Raw genomic sequence first — 15,814 nt, forward strand, 5'->3', positions numbered from 1 at the left:
GAAGGGCGGCCCGTTTTGTTTGGAATTGTGAGCGCTGCGGTTAATCCGCCTCAATCACCTCAAAATCATGGGTCACGGTCGCCGTGGCCGCAAGCATCGCTGAGGCAGAGCAATATTTGTCCACCGACAGAGAGATCGCCCGCGCGACCTTATCGTCGGCCACACCGCGCCCTTTGATGATGAAATGCATATGGATGCGGGTGAATACCTTTGGATCGGTGTCGGCCCGATCCGCGTCGACCTCGACCTGAACGTCCTGAAAATTCTGACGACTTTTCTCAAGGATCGACACAACGTCATAGGCAGAACAGCCCGCCGCCCCCAGCAGCATCAATTCCATCGGGCTGGGGCCGGGGGTGCCGCCCTCGCCGTGGCTGGTGCCCAGAACGATATTATGGCCGGTGCCAGAGGTGCCGACAAAGGTGCGGGCCTCGGCCCATTTCACGCGTGCTTTCATGGTGTTCTCATCCGTGGTTCGGGGCAGGGGTTATTCGCCCAGTTTCGCGTGGACCTCGTCCAAATCAATCTCGCCAATCGGCATTTTGTTGGCGGGGTTCTCAAAATCATATTTGAACAGATTGAAATCGCGTTTGAAGATTTCATAGACCAGATGCATCGACATATCGTCAAAGTAATCCTCAACCGGATGGGCGCGTTTTGGGCCGTGCCCCTCGCTTTCGTTAAAGCGGGGAATGCTGCCCAGATCGACCTTATGCGGTGTCTCTATGCTGTCGATCACATCCTGCATGCCGTCGTTGAACTTTTCGGTCCAGACGATTTTGTCGTATTGGCCACCGTTCAGGATAAAGGTCGACACATGGCCGGACATGGCGGACCAGTGAATGTCAGGATCCATCGGACGGCGCCAGCGAATGGTGTCGCGGGCAAACAGCAAAAACCGGCGAAAGCTTTTGATCTGGTCAAAGTCAAAATCATCCTCGGGGCTGCCCACCTCAATCCCGTATTTCTGAATGAGCAGCGGCACAAGGTTGCCGCGATAGCGTTTGCCATTGCGTTGAATGCCGCAAATCTTGTCAAAAAAGCTCGACAAAATGCGGGTGTACGGGTTGCGTACACAGGTGAAGGCATAGCTATTGTGCGCTTTGACGTTGGCTTCGATCAAAGGTTGCGACTTGTCTTGTGCCCATTTGTGCAAGCGATCCTTGCTGTCGTGGATATCGCCGTCGAAAAATTCACCGTGGTCCGAATAATACATGATCTGACCGATGGTCGAGCAGGCACATTTCGGGACCACCCGATAGACCATGCTTTCACTTTCCGTCATCCAAGTGCCGGGAAAACCCATATGCTCTCGCCTCCTTGGCGCAATAAAATGGCAGCTTTACGCTTCTCTATCTGTTCTTCGTAGAAAAAAAGCAAAGAAATGCTGTTTTTTCAATGGTTGTTCACGTTATCTATGGCAACAATATCGCCTAATACGAGGGATTGGTTACATTTATGGCGAAAATTGCCTTTATTTTGTTGTGTCACAAGGACCCCGACGCGATCATCAACCAGGCCACCCGTCTGACTGCGGCGGGGGATTGTATGGCTATACACTTTGATGCGCGCGCTAAACCAGAACATTTTGCGCGTATTCGCGATGCCTTAAAAGACAATCCCAATGTGACCTTCGCAAAGAAACGCATCAAATGCGGGTGGGGGGCTTGGTCGCTGGTGCAGGCCACGCTTTACGCGGTTGAGGCCGCGGTGGATGCGTTCCCGCGCGCGACGCATTTTTACATGGTGTCCGGCGATTGCATGGCGATCAAATCCGCCGAATACGCGCATAAATTCCTTGATGACAACGACGTGGATTATGTCGAGAGCTTTGATTACTTTGAAAGTGACTGGATCAAGACCGGGATGAAGGAAGAGCGGTTGATCTACCGCCATTTTTTCAACGAACGCGCACAGCCTAAGTTGTTTTATACAAGCTTTAACTTGCAAAAAAAGTTCAACTTAACGCGTGAGATCCCCCACGACATCCAAGTGCAGATCGGCAGCCAATGGTGGTGCCTGCGCCGCCGTACCATCGAATGGATCTTGGAATTCACCCGGAAACGCAAAGATGTCATGCGGTTTTTCCGCTCGACCTGGATCCCGGATGAGACGTTTTTCCAGACGCTTGTGCGCCATATCGTGCCGGAAAAAGAGATCGAAACCCGCACGCTCACCTTCTTGATGTTCACCGATTACGGCATGCCGGTGACCTTTTATAACGACCACTATGACCTTCTTTTGTCACAGGATTTCTTGTTCGCCCGCAAAATCAGCCCCGACGCCCATGTGCTAAAACGCCGCCTTGGGGATCTTTATGCGGAGGAAGGGGTGAATTTTCAAATCTCCAACGAAGGGCGCTCGCTCTTTAAATTCCTGACCGGGCGCGGGCGGGCAGGGCACCGGTTTGCCCCGCGGTTCTGGGAACAGGAAAGTACCCTTGGCCGGGAACGCGAATTGCTGATTGTCGTGGCCAAGAAATGGCATATCGGCAAGCGGGTTGCGCAGCGGTTAACACAAGCCACCAACATCCCGATGATCGAATATTTGTTCGACGAAGAAAGCTGCCCAATGCCCGATCTGGGCGGAATTCAGTCCAGCCTGGGCAAACGGACCCGTCACCGCCGGGCCTTGATGCGCATGTTGTTTGACTATTATGAAACCGACCGGCTGATTATCTGTCTGGACCCCAACAACCGCGACCTGATGCGCGATTTCTTCTCGGATCGGTCGATGACGCGCTTGCTTGAGGTCGAAAGCCATTTCACCGACGATTATCTTCTGGGGCATGCCATGCGCGTCGGACTTGCGGGCGAAAACACCGCGCAAGAAACCATCGACCGTCTGCTGCCGACCATTCGTGCGGATGTGATGAATGAAAGCGATGCGATCAAAGACGAAGGGTTTGACGAATATTATCGGATCACCGAAAATGCGAGCATAGAGGTCAACACCCGCCCCCTTGCACGTTTCTTGTCGATCCCCGAAGATCGCGCCCGAGATATCATCGAAACAGAACATCTCTTTGCAGATTGATCGACCCGTTCGGAGCCCCCATGCCTTATACTTATGACGACCAAAATATCTTCGCCAAAATCCTGCGCGGCGAAATCCCCAATAATACCGTGTTTGAAAACGATCACGCCTTGGCGTTTCGCGATATCACCCCACAGGCTCCGGTGCATGTTTTGGTGATCCCGAAAGGGCGGTATGTGAACCACGACCATTTCGCAAACGAAGCATCTGATGCCGAAATCGTCGGCTATGCCCGCGCGATCGGCGCGGTCTGTAAGCTTGAAAATGTCACGCCGGGCGACGGGCAATCAGGGTATCGCAGCATCGCAAACTCAGGCGAAGATGGCGTGCAGGAAGTGCCGCATTTCCACACCCATATCCTTGGCGGCCGCCCCCTTGGCCGGATGCTTGCCCGCGCCTAACACGCGCCTCACTCGGGCCTAACACGCGGCTAACTCGGGCCCGCCCCGCGCATGCGTGGGGCAACAGGGCGCGGTTTGCATCGTGTAAATGCGGGGCGAATAACGTTCTCTCTTGCCGCCACCGCCGCGATGGCTATCATGCGCCCAACGGACAAATTAAGGTGGACCCATGACCCAGACCGCACCAGAAACCAAGATTGTGGACAGCTATAAAGTGTCGTGTGACGGGGGCGAAGGTGCCCTTGGTCACCCGCGTGTGTATCTGCAAATTCCCAATGAACATGGCTGGGTGGAATGCCCCTATTGCGATTGCAAATTTGTGCATAAAGACCACCAAGACAAAGCGGCCTGAAGGGCCGATTGTTAAGATTTTTTCGGCCGCAAGCAGCAGCTTTGCGGCCGTTTTTGTCCCCAGCGTGGGGGCGCTGATTTAAGGGAGACGCGCCATGGGTGCCCAAGAGACTGGTTTCGGAAAAGGGTGCCATTTGCATCTGGTGGACGGCTCTGCCTTTATCTTTCGCGCCTATCACGCGCTGCCGCCGCTGACGCGAAAATCCGACGGGCTTCCCATTGGTGCCGTGGCCGGATTTTGCAACATGCTGCAAAAGTTTGTTGAGGATAACACCGGCCCCGATGCGCCCACCCATGTGGCGGTGATCTTTGATCACAAAGGCAAAACCTTCCGCTCGGATATCTATCCCGAATACAAAGCCAACCGCCCCCCCGCGCCGGAAGATTTGCGCCCGCAATTCCCCCTGACCCGCGATGCGACCCGTGCGTTTAACATCGCCTGTCTTGAGGTAGAGGGGTTTGAGGCCGACGACATCATCGCCACGCTGGCCCGCCAAGCGGATGAGGCAGGCGGGCGTGTCACCATCCTCAGCTCGGACAAAGACCTGATGCAACTTGTGGGGGGCGGCGTGGAAATGCTTGATCCCATGAAAAACAAACGCATCGACAGCGAAGGCGTAGAAGAAAAATTTGGCGTGGGGCCAGACCGTGTGGTCGACGTACAAGCCCTTGCGGGCGACAGCGTCGACAACGTGCCCGGCGCGCCCGGCATCGGCATCAAAACCGCGGCCCTTCTGATCAATGAATTTGGCGATCTCGATGCGTTATTAGAGCGCGCAGGTGAGATCAAACAACCCAAACGCCGCCAGACCCTGATCGACAATGCCGACCAGATCCGCATGTCCCGCGCGCTGGTGAAACTTGACACCCACATGGATCTCGACATTGATCTGGGTTCGTTTGAACTGCGCGATCCAGAGCCTGAAACGCTCCTGTCGTTCTTGGCGGACATGGAGTTTCGCACGCTGACCAACCGCGTCGCAAGCCGCCTTGGCGTCGAGGCCCCCGAGATTAAGCAACCCGAAGGCACGCCCGATTTGGCCACACCCGGGGCCCCGGCGATTGACCCTGAAAAATACGAATGGGTGAAAGACGCCGATGCGCTGCGGGCATGGGTCGCCAAGATCAACCAACGCGGCTATGTCGCCGTGGACACGGAAACCACCGGCCTTGACGAAATGCGCGTGGATCTTGTGGGCATCTCGCTGTGTGTCGAGGCGGGCGAGGCCTGTTACATCCCGCTCCTCCACAAAACCGCAGCCACCGATGATCTGTTTGGCGGTGATGATCTGGCTGACGGGCAGATGGGCGTGGACGACGCCTTAGCGATTTTGCGCCCCGTGCTTGAGGATCCCGCGATCCTGAAAATCGGCCAAAACATGAAATATGACGCCAAAATCTTTGCCCGCAACGGCGTGGCGGTGGCGCCCATTGATGACACGATGCTGATGTCCTATGCGCTGAATGCCGGGCGTCACAATCACGGCATGGACATCCTGTCGGAACGCTATCTCGATCACAAGCCCATTTCGATCAAGTCGTTGTTAGGAAGCGGAAAATCGGCAATCACCTTTGACCGGGTTCCTGTGGAAGACGCGGTGAAATACGCCGCCGAAGACGCCGATATCACCCTGCGCCTGTGGCAACTTTTAAAGCCACGTTTGCACACGGCCAGTGTCACCCGCGTTTATGAACGCCTTGAACGCCCCTTGGTGCCTGTGCTCGCGGAAATGGAGATGAACGGCATCAAAGTGGACCGTGATGTGCTCAGCCGGATGTCGAACGCTTTTGCACAGAAAATGGCAGGCTATGAGGCGGAATTATATGAGCTCGCGGGCCATGAATTTAACGTACAAAGCCCGGCACAAGTGGGTGCGATCCTCTTTGATCAGATGGAATTGCCCGGCGGGAAGAAAACCAAAACGGGGCAATGGTCGACGCCTGCCGACGTGCTGGAAGACCTCGCCGCAGAGCATGATTTTGCCGCACGCGTGCTGGATTACCGCCAGCTGCAAAAGCTGAAATCGACCTATACCGATGCGCTGCAGGATCATATCCACCCGGAAACGGGTCGGGTGCATACCTCTTATCTTCAGACCGGTGCCAACACCGGGCGTATGGCGTCGAAAGACCCGAATTTGCAAAATATTCCAGTGCGTTCTGAGGAAGGCCGCCGTATTCGCGAGGCCTTCATCGCCCCCGAGGGGCGCACCCTGATCAGCCTCGACTACAGCCAGATCGAGCTCAGAATTCTCGCCCATATGGCCGGAATTGACGCGCTGAAACAGGCGTTCCGCGATGGTCTCGATATTCACGCGATGACCGCGTCGGAAATGTTTGACGTGCCGCTGGATCAGATGACACCAGACGTGCGCCGGCAGGCAAAAGCGATCAACTTTGGTGTGATTTACGGCATCTCGGGCTTTGGCCTGGCCCGCAATCTGCGCATTCCGCGCGCCGAAGCGCAGGGGTTCATCGACCGCTATTTCGAACGCTTCCCGGGCATTCGCACATACATGGATAACACCGTGGAATTTGCCAAGGAACACAAACGGGTTGAGACGCTTTTTGGCCGTCAAATTCACACCCCAGAGATCGGCGCCAAAGGCCCGCAGGCGGGTTTTGCCAAACGCGCCGCGATCAACGCGCCGATCCAAGGCACCGCCGCCGACATCATCCGCCGTGCGATGATCCGCATGCCGGACGCCATCAAGGGCCTGCCGACCAAAATGCTGTTACAGGTGCATGACGAATTGATCTTTGAGGTGGACGACGCCGCAGTTGATGAGGTGATCGGCGTGGTGCGCGGCGTGATGGAAGGGGCGGCGGAACCCGCCATCAAACTCGACGTGCCCCTGGTTGTGGATGCGGGGCAGGGGCAGAATTGGGCCGAGGCGCATTAACCCAGCCGGCGTTTCAATGATCCTCGTCACATTGGTCATGATCGCCAAAGGCGGCCAGAACCGAACAGGTGTCACCGTCCGCGGTGCCACCCGAACAGCGTGTTGAAATCCGAACCAGCTCTGCCTCCAGCCGCATAAGCCGGGCAATCCGGTCACGAATATCCGCAAGATGCGCGTTGGCAATGCGGTGCCCTTCGGCGTGATCTGTGGGGTCCATCCCGGCCAGCACACGGATCGTTTCAAGCGGCAGGCCAAGATCGCGCCCGTGGCGAATGAAGTGTAACCGTTCCAGGCCCTGTTTCGAAAACCGCCTTTGATTGCCCGCCGTGCGCGCCTCCGCCGCGATCAGACCCATCTGTTCGTAATAGCGAATGGTGGGAACTTTCACCCCGGTGCGGCGCGACAACTCTCCGATGGAAAACATGAAAAACCCTCTTGAAGCTCTAGGGACTAGAGGGAATATGGTGTGAGTCGATCAAAATTCAAGAGGCCACAATGTCGACCATTCCGATACGCTCTGCCACCCATTTGCGCGATGTCGCGCGCCCCAGCCCGCGCCAATGGGTGAGAGGGCGCAGTTGGACTGATCTGTCCGCCCCCCTGATGCCACCCCCCGCGCAGGAGCCATCCAATGTCGCATGATCACAAAGACAGCCACCATGGTCACGCCCATCACCACATAGACCCAGACGCCGGCGACTTGCGGGTTGGTCTGGCCGTGGCGGTGAATGTGCTTTTGACCATCGCGCAAATCATCGGCGGGCTTTTGTCCGGCTCGGTCGCGCTGATTGCCGACGCGATCCACAACCTATCAGACGCCGCCTCGCTCGCCATTGCGTTTTTCGCCCGAAAAGTGGCACGCAGACCCACCGATGCGGTGATGACATTCGGCTATAAACGGGTCGAACTGGTGGCGGCGCTGATCAATCTGACGACGTTGGTCGTGATCGGCATTTACCTCGCCTATGAAGGCATCATGCGGTTTTTCGCCCCGCCCGAAGTGGCCGGGTGGATGGTGATCTTCGTCGCGAGCATTGCCCTTTTGGTGGACACGATCACCGCGCTTTTGACTTGGCGCATGGCCAAAGACAGTGCCAATATCCGTGCGGCCTTCCTGCACAATGTGGCTGATGCGCTTGGGTCTGTCGCGGTCATCATTGTGGGCATCCTGGTCGTCGCCTTTGACTGGTATCTGGCCGACCCCATCGCCACCTTGGGCATCGCGGGATACATTATCTGGATGGGCCTCGGCGAGTTGAAATCCGTCTCGCGAATCCTGATGCTCGGTGCGCCCGAAGGGCTGGACGCCGAACAGGTTTTGGCCGCGATGGAGGGCATTCCCGGTGTCGAAAACATACATCACCTACACCTTTGGCAGATCAGCGAAGAGGTCACGTCGATTGAGGCGCATGTGGTTGTCACGGCCGCCCAATGGCCAGGTGCAAGCGCCGTGAAAGCCGCGGTGAAAGAGATGTTGCAAGCTCAATTCGGCATTGGTCATGTGACGTTGGATCTGGAAGAGGAGGTGACAGCCTGTGCCGCGCCACAGCCTATCGGTGGTACGCGCTAAGGGTTTGGATCTATGCCCTTTTTGGCAAGATCTGCATAAAGCGCGACCAGCGATTTTTCGCGCTCGTCCCGAAATTTTTCGCCCGTGGTGAACCCGGAAATCCGGTCGATGCGAAACATCCGAAAATCCTCGCGCAGTTCGCACCAACTGACCACGCACCAGCCGTTTTTCCAAAGCCACAGCCCCAAGGGGCGGATGGTGCGGGTGGATTTTGCGCCGTTTTCATCGGCATAGGTCAGCGACAGGCGTAGACGTTCGCTGACAGCGGCCTCGATTTGGTCGATGAAATGGCGATCCCGTACGGTGGGCATCAAGCTGGGCCCGGCATGGATTTCCACCCGGTCCGCTTCGCTACCAAGCGTGTCTGGTAAAACGGCGCGGATTTTCACAAGCGCCTCACGCGCGGCTTTGGCCATACTGGCCCCCCCCATGCGTTCGATCATCCGGGTGCCCGCGATCACCGCCATCACCTCGTCGCGGGTGAACATCAAGGGCGGCACATCATAGCCCGCACGCATCACATAGCCAACGCCCGCTTCGCCTTCGATTGGCACACCTGATCCGATCAAATCGGCGATGTCGCGATAAATTGTGCGTTCAGAAACCTCAAGCTCCTCGGCCAGATCGGCGGCGCGGGTCAACCGTCCACCGCGTAACAGCTGTACAATTTGGAAAAGACGATCGGCGCGGCGCATGGGGGCTCCTTTGGCATATCAACGCAGGTCTTCTCCTGACATTGGGCAGTAAAGGGATGCTAAAATGTCAGGAGGCCCGGCGCCAGCCATGTTCTGCCGCTAGATGGATTTGAATTGGCTCAGCAAGGCAAATCTTTCGTGTCGTCGAACGGTGAAGGCGCGACTGTCCCGCCGCCAAACTGATGTGGGCGGCGGGCAGCGGTTATGTGGCTTTCGCTTCAAACAACCCAATGGTGTTGCCGTCTGGATCCGTCGCAAGGGTGAACCGACCGGGCGGGATTTCCACCGGATCAGAGATAAGCTCCCCTCCGGCTTTGACCCAGTCATCCATCGCCGTTTCCAGTGTGCCCGTTAGGCCAATGTGGATGATGTTCCCAGTGCCCGGGGCGGCGGGCTTGCCCTCATATAGGTTGCCGGACACGGTATTCATCCGCCCACCAAGCACAGCCATAGGAACCGGGCTATCCTCATAGGCTTCCATGTTCCAGCCAAAGGCCGCGTTGTAAAAGGCGATCGCTTTTCCCAAATCGCGCACCGGAATTTCGGTCCAGACAACAAGGGGGTTTTCGGCGTGAGCAGTCATGATTTTGATCCTTCATCAAATGTTGATAAGGCTCTTATGGCACCCCCCTCCTGACAGCATCATGTCAGGAGCCTGTCAGGCGTGGGGATTTTCTTACAGTCCGTCGCGCATCCAGATCAGGCCAGCGCCGGTTTGGGCCGTGGGATGATATTCACCACTGACCCAACCGTTATATCCTTCGCGATCCAATTGGCGAAACCATGCGGGATAATCAAAATCGCCGCGAATGGGTTCTTTGCGGTCGGGAATACCACCGACCTGAATATGGCGCACCAAATGGCGGTGTTTGGCCCAGCACGCCAGCACATCGCCGGTGATCCTGTCGGCATGATAGGCATCAAACTGCAGGCCGACATTCGGCGCGTTCACTTCGGCAATCACCTCGGCGGCTTGGTCGAAGTCGCTAAGGAAGTAGCCCGGCATATCCCCGGTATTGATCGGTTCAATGGTCAGGCTTTGCTTGGGGGCCGTTTTTGCCGCCCACTTCAGGTTCTCGACATAGGTTTTATGCGCCACGACGCCCTGTGCTTTGCCCGCCATAATATGAATGTGGCTGGCGCGAAACGCTTGGGCGTAGCGCAGGGTGCGTTTGAAATCATGCTGGAACCGCGCCTGGCCATTTGGGGTCGCGGCAAAGCCACGCGTGCCGCCGGTATAATTGGGCGGCGGCGTGTTGATCAGCACCATATGCAGCCCATTTGCCACCAGCTGTCGGGTGATCAAATTGGCGGCATCATCATAAGGGAAAAGCACCTCTACGGCTTGAAAGCCCGCCTCGGCGGCGGCCTGAAACCGCTCCAGAAACGGCAATTCCTTGAACAATAAGGTTAGGTTGGCGGCAAATCTGGGCATTACACCTCTAGCTCATGTGATGGGATGACCGGGAAAAACTTTCCCCCCGACCAAAGCCCGAACCACTGCGCGCCATCATGCGGTTCATGACAGCCAAGATCAATCAATCGGTAAAAGCTTTTGCGGTCAATAAGCGCTTCGAGATTGGCGCGCACCAGCACGTAAGGCGATGGTTCCCCGGTGACGTCATCCCGCACAACCCGGATCGGCGCATCCGGCCCTGCCACCGTCACATCGCCGACATGGGTGGTAAAGGTCAAAACCTGTTCGCGCCCTTCGCCGGACACCTCAAAATCCTGCGCCACAAACGGTGCATCCTCAACCTGAATGCCAACCTTTTCCACCGGGGTCACCAGGAAATAATCCTCGCCATCTTTTCGAATGATCGACGAGAACAGCTTGACCAGCTCATGGCGCCCAATCGGGGTGCCCAGATAAAACCATGTGCCATCGCGTGCGATGCGCATATCCAGATCGCCACAGAACTCGGGATGCCACAAATGCACCGGCGGCGGACCCTTCTGAGAGGCCGCCCGCGCGGCTTGGGCCAGCCCCTCCGCGGTCTGGTTTGGTGTGTTTTTCGGCGATTTCCCGTCAGATTGCGCTTTTGTCATTTGTTCCCCGCGTGAATTCAGACTTAAATACAACCTAATATTCATTCGGAGGAAATTCCATGCAGAAGACCACCGTAATTGAAACCGCACCCGAGACCCCCTCTGGTGCCGTCTTTGAATTGGAAACCCTGTCCGGCCAATTGGTTGCGGCCCGTGACGAGATCACCACCTGGATTATTGGGCAAGAACAGGTGATCGAACTGGCGCTTGCGGCCCTTTTGTCCGGCGGTCACGCACTTTTGGTCGGCTTGCCGGGGCTGGGCAAAACCCGCCTGGTGGAAACAATGGGAACCGTGATGGGGCTGAATGATCGGCGCATTCAATTCACCCCCGACCTGATGCCATCCGATATACTGGGCGCCGAAGTGCTGGAAGAGGCCACCGATGGCACCCGCCATTTTCGCTTTATCCACGGCCCGGTCTTTTGTGAACTTCTGCTGGCCGATGAGATCAACCGCGCCAGCCCCCGCACCCAATCCGCCCTGCTGCAAGCGATGCAAGAAGGCGAAGTGTCGATCGCCGGGCAAACCCATGATCTGCCCACACCCTTTCACGTCCTCGCCACACAAAACCCGCTGGAACAAGACGGCACCTATCCGTTGCCCGAAGCACAGCTGGATCGGTTTTTGTTGCAAGTCGACGTGGGCTACCCGTCGCGCGATGCGGAACGCGATATTCTTTTGGCCACAACCGGGGTGCAATCCGGCCCGCCGAAACAGGTGATGGATGCACAGGGGTTGATCCGCGCGCAAGAACTTATCCGCCAAATGCCGGTTGGCGAGGCGGTAATGACGATGATCCTCGATCTGGTACGAAGCTGTCGCCCCGACGACCCGACCGCGACTGATGCGTTAAAACAGGCGGTCAGTTGGGGGCCGGGACCACGGGCCGCACAGGCCTTGATGCTGTTGGTGCGGGCGCGGGCTTTGCTGGATGGGCGTCTGGCGCCAAATGCCAGCGATGTGCGGGCCTTGGCCCGGCCGGTGCTTCGTCACCGGATGGCGCTGGGATATGGTGCGCGTGCCGAAGGGATAGAGTTGGGCGCGTTGATTGATGCGGCGCTGTCCCGGCTGGACGCGGCCGCGTGACCCTCGCCCCGCGACCTCACTCCCAAATGCCGCAAAAGGTGGCGCCACAGGCGTTGGGGCAGAAGGCGGCGACGCTTGCCGCTGGCTTGCCGCCCTTGCTGAGTGACGCCCGCCATTTGGCGGATACCGTGATGCTGGGGGATCATGGGCGCAGACGGGCAGGGCAAGGCGATGCGTTTTGGCAATTTCGCCCCGCCCAACCGGGCGATCCGGCGCACCGGATTGATTGGCGTCGATCCGCGAGATCGGATCAGGCCTATATCCGCGATCGCGAATGGCAGGCGGCACAAACCATCACACTTTGGGTCGATCCGGCACTGTCGATGCGCTATGGCTCGGATGCAAATGGCCCCAGTAAATCCACGCGCGCCACGGTGATCGCGCTGGCCGCCGCCATGCTGTTTTTACGTGCGGGAGAGCGGGTTGGATTTTTGGGATCCGCGCGAGCGCCGCTGTGCGCTGAGGCGACGTTGCCCGACCGTTTGACAGATCTGTTAGCCGCGCCAGAGGTGCCAAAAGACCTGCGTCCGCGGGGCCGTGCGATTTTCCTGACCGACGGGTTGGGCGACCCAAACCTGCTGGATGCCGCCCTCAGCCAAGCCGCGAGCCGCAAGGTACACGGCGCGCTTTTGCAAATTCTCGATCCGGCAGAACAGGACTTTCCCTTTGCCGGGCGCAGCCTGTTTCAGGATATGGGCGCCGTTCTGGAGATGGAAACACAAGAGGCCGCCGATCTGCGCGCGCCCTATCTTAAACGGCTCGCGGCCCGCAAAGATGCGCTTGCCGCCATGTGCCGCCGCAGGGCGTGGGCCTATCATTGCCATGACACCTCTGCCCCGCCAAGTCACGCGCTGTTATGGCTGTATCACGCGTTAGAGGCGCGGCGCTGATGGGGGCTTTGGCATCTTTCGGATTTCTGTCGCCTTGGATCTTGGTGGCGCTGATCACCCTGCCGGTGCTGTGGTGGCTGTTGCGCGCCGTCCCGCCCGCCCCGATCCGCCGGGTGTTCCCCGCGATGACATTGCTGTTGGGCTTGAAAGAAGATCGACCCGAGGCGCAGCGCAGCCCGTGGTGGTTGATCTTGCTGCGACTTTTGGCAGTTGCCGCGCTGATCATTGGCTTTGCGGGGCCGGTTTTGAACCCGCAAGAGCGCGCCGCGCAAAAAGGTCCGCTGGTGGTGTTTATCGACAGCTTCTGGCCCGCAGCCGCCAATTGGCAAGCGCGCGTTGATGCGGTGGATCAGGTGCTTCTTGAGGCCCAGCAACAGGGGCGTATGGCGGTTGTGGTGCGCTCGCATCTTTCTGAAATCGCGCCCTTTTCCGCGGCTGGCCTGTGGCGTGAAAAACTGGCCGCGATGCAGCCTGCCGCGTGGGATGCCCCTTACGACACGCCCGCTTTTATGTCGCTGCCCAAAGGGGAATTTCTGTGGCTGTCAGACGGGATTGCCCGCGATGGCCGCGCCGAGATCCTGAACAGCCGGTCCAACAAAGGCACCGTTACAATCCTTGAACCCAACAGCGCGATTTACGGATTGCCCCCCGCGCAGATGACAAACGGCGAGATAACGCTCACCGTGCAGCGCGCGCACGCAGGGCCAGCCAAAACCCTTTTGATACAAGGGATGGGCCGTGATCCCGCCGGGCAATTGCGCCCCTTGGTGCAGGCGGATGCGATATTTGCTGCTGGCGCTGATCAGGCGGAAATCACCCTGTCCCTGCCGCCGGAATTACGCCACCGCATCAGCTGGTTCGAACTGCCCGATGCCAAAAGCGCAGGGGGCGTGACATTGGTGGGCGAGGCGCTGACCCGTCGCCGCGTGGCCCTGATTGGCGCACAAAAGAATGAGACCTTGGCGCTCCTGTCGCCCGACCATTTCCTGCGTGCGGCCCTTGAACCAAGCGCCGAAATCATCGAGGCGCTGCAAATCGACGATGTGCTGCGCGCAAGCCCCCATGTGATCATCCTGCCTGACGTGCCGAAGCTGGCTGAACCGGATCAACGCGCATTGGCCAAATGGGTGGCCAATGGCGGGCTTTTGTTGCGCTTTGCCGGGCCGCGACTGGCCGCGGCACAGGCGTCACGCGGCGGGCAGGGCGCGCAGGGCGGCTTTGCCCGCGAAGACGTGCTGCTTCCGGTGCGTCTGCGGGCCGGGGGGCGTGTGGTTGGTGGCGCGATGAGTTGGGGCAGCCCGCAAACCCTCGCGCCATTTGCGGCAAATAGCCCGTTTTACGGCCTCGATATTCCCAGCGACGTCACCGTGGCACGTCAGGTTCTGGCAGAACCCGACCCTGATCTCGCGGCCCGCACTTTGGCGGAACTGGCCGATGGAACCCCGCTGGTGACGCGCAAGCTTTTGGGCGGTGGGCAGGTGATCTTGGTGCATGTGGGGGCAAATGCGGAATGGTCCTCGCTTGTCCTCTCCGGGCTCTTTGTCGAGATGCTGAAACGGCTGATGACAAGCAGCGCGGGGGGCGCAGGTCAGGCGACGAACGGCGAGGTCATCGTGGCGGAGGGGGGCAGGTCGGATCGTCCGCCCGTCTGGCAGCTAACCCGGAAACTCAGTGCGGACGGACGGCTTGTCGCACAAGACCCCGTGCGCCCCATCGACAATCATGCCCTGCAGCAGGCGGTTCAAACCCGCGCCAGCGCCGCCGTGCCGCCGGGCGTGTATCAAGATGAAACCCGCCAGGCTGTGGTCAATGCTTTGGCGATGGGCGATCACCTGAAATCCGCTCAATGGCCCGCAACGATTGTGCCTGAATGGGGTCAAACCGATCGGCTGCGCGATCTGTCGGGCCCCGTGCTGAGCCTTGGCCTGACGCTTCTTTTGATCGACGTGGTTGCAACGCTTTGGATCACCGGAAATTTGGCGCGGCGCAAGGCGGCGCAGACGAGCGGGATGATCGTCGCCCTTGCTTTGGTCATGCCGCTGATCTTGCCCTCAATGGGCAACGCGCAAGAACAGCCCTCCGCCGAAGTGGACGTGATCGCCGCCGCCGCCGAGGTCACATTGGCCCATGTTTTAACGGGCGACGCTGCGCTGGACGCCTTGGCGCAGGCGGGTTTGCAGGGGCTGTCTGATGCCCTTTTTATCCGTACGTCGGTGGAACCCGCTTTGCCGGTCGGGGTTGATCTGGAACGTGATCCGCTGGCTGTGTATCCCATTTTGTATTGGCCAATTTCCAGCGCGCAGGCACAGCCTTCATCTGCGGCCTATGACCGGCTTTCACGGTATTTGGCGGCGGGGGGATTGATCCTGTTTGACACGCGCGATGCCGGGGTTGGCGGCGATGGACCCGAGGCGCGAAAACTGCGCGCCCTTGCCGGGCCTTTGGGTCTGCCGCCGCTTGATCCGGTGCCGGAAGACCACGTTGTCACCCGCGCCTTTTATCTGCTGGATGCCTTTCCCGGCCGTCACGTCGGGCCGGTTTGGGCGGAGGCTGCGCCGCCGGGGGCCGAAGCGCAAGAGGGGGTGCCGTTCCGCGTGCTAAACGATGGGGTCACCCCGGTGATGATTGGCGGCAATGATTGGGCCGGGGCCTGGGCCGTGCGCCCTGATGGTGCGCCGCTTTTGCCCGTCGGGCGGGGGCGGGCGGGGGACCGGCAACGCGAAATGGCGCTGCGGTTTGGGATCAATCTGGTGATGCATGTTCTGACCGGCAATTACAAATCCGATCAGGTGCATATTCCGGCGTTGCTGCAAAGGTTGGGGCAATGACGG

Annotated in this window: 15 protein-coding genes; 8 read left to right on the forward strand and 7 right to left on the reverse strand. The window is 58.7% G+C overall.

Annotation, left to right across the window (positions count from 1 at the left end):
* Window positions 1–40 precede the first annotated feature (40 nt).
* The gene (locus tag KKW20_RS01620; protein ID WP_214565499.1) at window positions 41–457 is read right to left on the reverse strand and encodes an OsmC family protein; all 417 of its coding nucleotides are present in this window, start codon (window positions 455–457) and stop codon (window positions 41–43) included.
* A gap of 30 nt (window positions 458–487) precedes the next feature.
* Entirely contained in the window at window positions 488–1,306 is an 819-nt protein-coding gene (locus tag KKW20_RS01625) for a sulfotransferase family protein (protein WP_214565501.1), read from the reverse strand.
* 152 nt (window positions 1,307–1,458) lie between these two features.
* Here KKW20_RS01625 and KKW20_RS01630 point away from each other — a divergent pair, with 152 nt between their 5' ends.
* The 4 genes from KKW20_RS01630 to polA all read left to right on the forward strand — a co-directional run bounded on the left by KKW20_RS01630 (window position 1,459) and on the right by polA (window position 6,691).
* Window positions 1,459–3,036, forward strand: coding sequence for a DUF5928 domain-containing protein (locus KKW20_RS01630; RefSeq protein ID WP_214565503.1), 1,578 nt, complete (start codon window positions 1,459–1,461; stop codon window positions 3,034–3,036).
* Window positions 3,037–3,056: 20 nt separating this feature from the next.
* Window positions 3,057–3,437 carry an HIT domain-containing protein gene (locus tag KKW20_RS01635; RefSeq protein ID WP_214565505.1) on the forward strand — a complete coding sequence of 127 codons (381 nt, stop codon included), beginning with the start codon at window positions 3,057–3,059 and terminating at the stop codon, window positions 3,435–3,437.
* A gap of 169 nt (window positions 3,438–3,606) precedes the next feature.
* Window positions 3,607–3,789 carry a zinc-finger domain-containing protein gene (locus tag KKW20_RS01640; RefSeq protein ID WP_214565508.1) on the forward strand — a complete coding sequence of 61 codons (183 nt, stop codon included), beginning with the start codon at window positions 3,607–3,609 and terminating at the stop codon, window positions 3,787–3,789.
* 94 nt (window positions 3,790–3,883) lie between these two features.
* On the forward strand, window positions 3,884–6,691 hold the full coding sequence (gene polA / locus KKW20_RS01645) for a DNA polymerase I (protein WP_214565510.1): 2,808 nt from the start codon (window positions 3,884–3,886) through the stop codon (window positions 6,689–6,691).
* Window positions 6,692–6,704: 13 nt separating this feature from the next.
* On the opposite strand, the gene KKW20_RS01650 is transcribed toward polA, so the two are convergent.
* Window positions 6,705–7,115 carry a MerR family transcriptional regulator gene (locus KKW20_RS01650; RefSeq protein WP_214565512.1) on the reverse strand — a complete coding sequence of 137 codons (411 nt, stop codon included), beginning with the start codon at window positions 7,113–7,115 and terminating at the stop codon, window positions 6,705–6,707.
* A gap of 207 nt (window positions 7,116–7,322) precedes the next feature.
* Between KKW20_RS01650 and KKW20_RS01655 the strand changes: the two genes are divergently transcribed.
* Window positions 7,323–8,261 (forward strand): cation diffusion facilitator family transporter, encoded by a 939-nt coding sequence (locus tag KKW20_RS01655; RefSeq protein WP_214565514.1) that lies wholly within the window; start codon window positions 7,323–7,325, stop codon window positions 8,259–8,261.
* On the opposite strand, the gene KKW20_RS01660 is transcribed toward KKW20_RS01655, so the two are convergent.
* From KKW20_RS01660 to KKW20_RS01675, 4 genes are all read right to left on the reverse strand, one after another.
* Complete coding sequence (locus tag KKW20_RS01660; protein ID WP_214565515.1) at window positions 8,258–8,956, reverse strand: helix-turn-helix transcriptional regulator; 699 nt, start codon at window positions 8,954–8,956, stop codon at window positions 8,258–8,260. The two genes, KKW20_RS01655 and KKW20_RS01660, sit on opposite strands and share 4 nt — an antisense overlap.
* Before the next feature lie 202 nt (window positions 8,957–9,158).
* Entirely contained in the window at window positions 9,159–9,539 is a 381-nt protein-coding gene (locus tag KKW20_RS01665) for a VOC family protein (protein WP_214565516.1), read from the reverse strand.
* Between the two features lie 93 nt (window positions 9,540–9,632).
* Window positions 9,633–10,391, reverse strand: a complete 759-nt coding sequence (locus KKW20_RS01670) for a hydroxypyruvate isomerase family protein (RefSeq protein WP_214565517.1) — start codon at window positions 10,389–10,391, stop codon at window positions 9,633–9,635.
* On the reverse strand, window positions 10,391–11,005 hold the full coding sequence (locus KKW20_RS01675) for a DUF1285 domain-containing protein (protein WP_246534387.1): 615 nt from the start codon (window positions 11,003–11,005) through the stop codon (window positions 10,391–10,393). Before KKW20_RS01675 ends, KKW20_RS01670 begins: the two co-directional genes overlap by 1 nt.
* 59 nt (window positions 11,006–11,064) lie before the next feature.
* Between KKW20_RS01675 and KKW20_RS01680 the strand changes: the two genes are divergently transcribed.
* Genes KKW20_RS01680 through KKW20_RS01690 form a run of 3 tightly spaced genes read left to right on the forward strand, consistent with a single transcriptional unit; the run spans window position 11,065 to window position 15,811 of the window.
* The gene (locus tag KKW20_RS01680; protein WP_214565519.1) at window positions 11,065–12,093 is read left to right on the forward strand and encodes an AAA family ATPase; all 1,029 of its coding nucleotides are present in this window, start codon (window positions 11,065–11,067) and stop codon (window positions 12,091–12,093) included.
* A gap of 26 nt (window positions 12,094–12,119) precedes the next feature.
* Window positions 12,120–12,983 carry a DUF58 domain-containing protein gene (locus KKW20_RS01685; protein ID WP_214566036.1) on the forward strand — a complete coding sequence of 288 codons (864 nt, stop codon included), beginning with the start codon at window positions 12,120–12,122 and terminating at the stop codon, window positions 12,981–12,983.
* Window positions 12,950–15,811: a DUF4159 domain-containing protein gene (locus KKW20_RS01690; RefSeq protein WP_246534388.1), complete on the forward strand. Its 2,862-nt coding sequence runs from the start codon at window positions 12,950–12,952 to the stop codon at window positions 15,809–15,811. The genes KKW20_RS01685 and KKW20_RS01690 overlap by 34 nt, the downstream gene beginning before the upstream one ends.
* Window positions 15,812–15,814 lie beyond the last annotated feature (3 nt).

Origin of the sequence: Aliiroseovarius lamellibrachiae (genome assembly GCF_018599245.1) — a bacterium.
Taxonomy (GTDB): Bacteria; Pseudomonadota; Alphaproteobacteria; order Rhodobacterales; family Rhodobacteraceae; genus Aliiroseovarius; species Aliiroseovarius lamellibrachiae.

What these genes read in the sequence shown, in the direction of transcription:
- KKW20_RS01620 (WP_214565499.1), bottom strand. Translation starts at nt 457, where the DNA reads ATGAAAGCACGCGTGAAATGGGCCGAGGCCCGCACCTTTGTCGGCACC.
- polA (WP_214565510.1), top strand. Translation starts at nt 3,884, where the DNA reads ATGGGTGCCCAAGAGACTGGTTTCGGAAAAGGGTGCCATTTGCATCTG.
- KKW20_RS01640 (WP_214565508.1), top strand. Translation starts at nt 3,607, where the DNA reads ATGACCCAGACCGCACCAGAAACCAAGATTGTGGACAGCTATAAAGTG.
- KKW20_RS01670 (WP_214565517.1), bottom strand. Translation starts at nt 10,391, where the DNA reads ATGCCCAGATTTGCCGCCAACCTAACCTTATTGTTCAAGGAATTGCCG.
- KKW20_RS01630 (WP_214565503.1), top strand. Translation starts at nt 1,459, where the DNA reads ATGGCGAAAATTGCCTTTATTTTGTTGTGTCACAAGGACCCCGACGCG.
- KKW20_RS01685 (WP_214566036.1), top strand. Translation starts at nt 12,120, where the DNA reads ATGCCGCAAAAGGTGGCGCCACAGGCGTTGGGGCAGAAGGCGGCGACG.
- KKW20_RS01660 (WP_214565515.1), bottom strand. Translation starts at nt 8,956, where the DNA reads ATGCGCCGCGCCGATCGTCTTTTCCAAATTGTACAGCTGTTACGCGGT.
- KKW20_RS01690 (WP_246534388.1), top strand. Translation starts at nt 12,950, where the DNA reads ATGGCTGTATCACGCGTTAGAGGCGCGGCGCTGATGGGGGCTTTGGCA.
- KKW20_RS01635 (WP_214565505.1), top strand. Translation starts at nt 3,057, where the DNA reads ATGCCTTATACTTATGACGACCAAAATATCTTCGCCAAAATCCTGCGC.
- KKW20_RS01675 (WP_246534387.1), bottom strand. Translation starts at nt 11,005, where the DNA reads ATGACAAAAGCGCAATCTGACGGGAAATCGCCGAAAAACACACCAAAC.
- KKW20_RS01680 (WP_214565519.1), top strand. Translation starts at nt 11,065, where the DNA reads ATGCAGAAGACCACCGTAATTGAAACCGCACCCGAGACCCCCTCTGGT.
- KKW20_RS01625 (WP_214565501.1), bottom strand. Translation starts at nt 1,306, where the DNA reads ATGGGTTTTCCCGGCACTTGGATGACGGAAAGTGAAAGCATGGTCTAT.
- KKW20_RS01665 (WP_214565516.1), bottom strand. Translation starts at nt 9,539, where the DNA reads ATGACTGCTCACGCCGAAAACCCCCTTGTTGTCTGGACCGAAATTCCG.
- KKW20_RS01650 (WP_214565512.1), bottom strand. Translation starts at nt 7,115, where the DNA reads ATGTTTTCCATCGGAGAGTTGTCGCGCCGCACCGGGGTGAAAGTTCCC.
- KKW20_RS01655 (WP_214565514.1), top strand. Translation starts at nt 7,323, where the DNA reads ATGTCGCATGATCACAAAGACAGCCACCATGGTCACGCCCATCACCAC.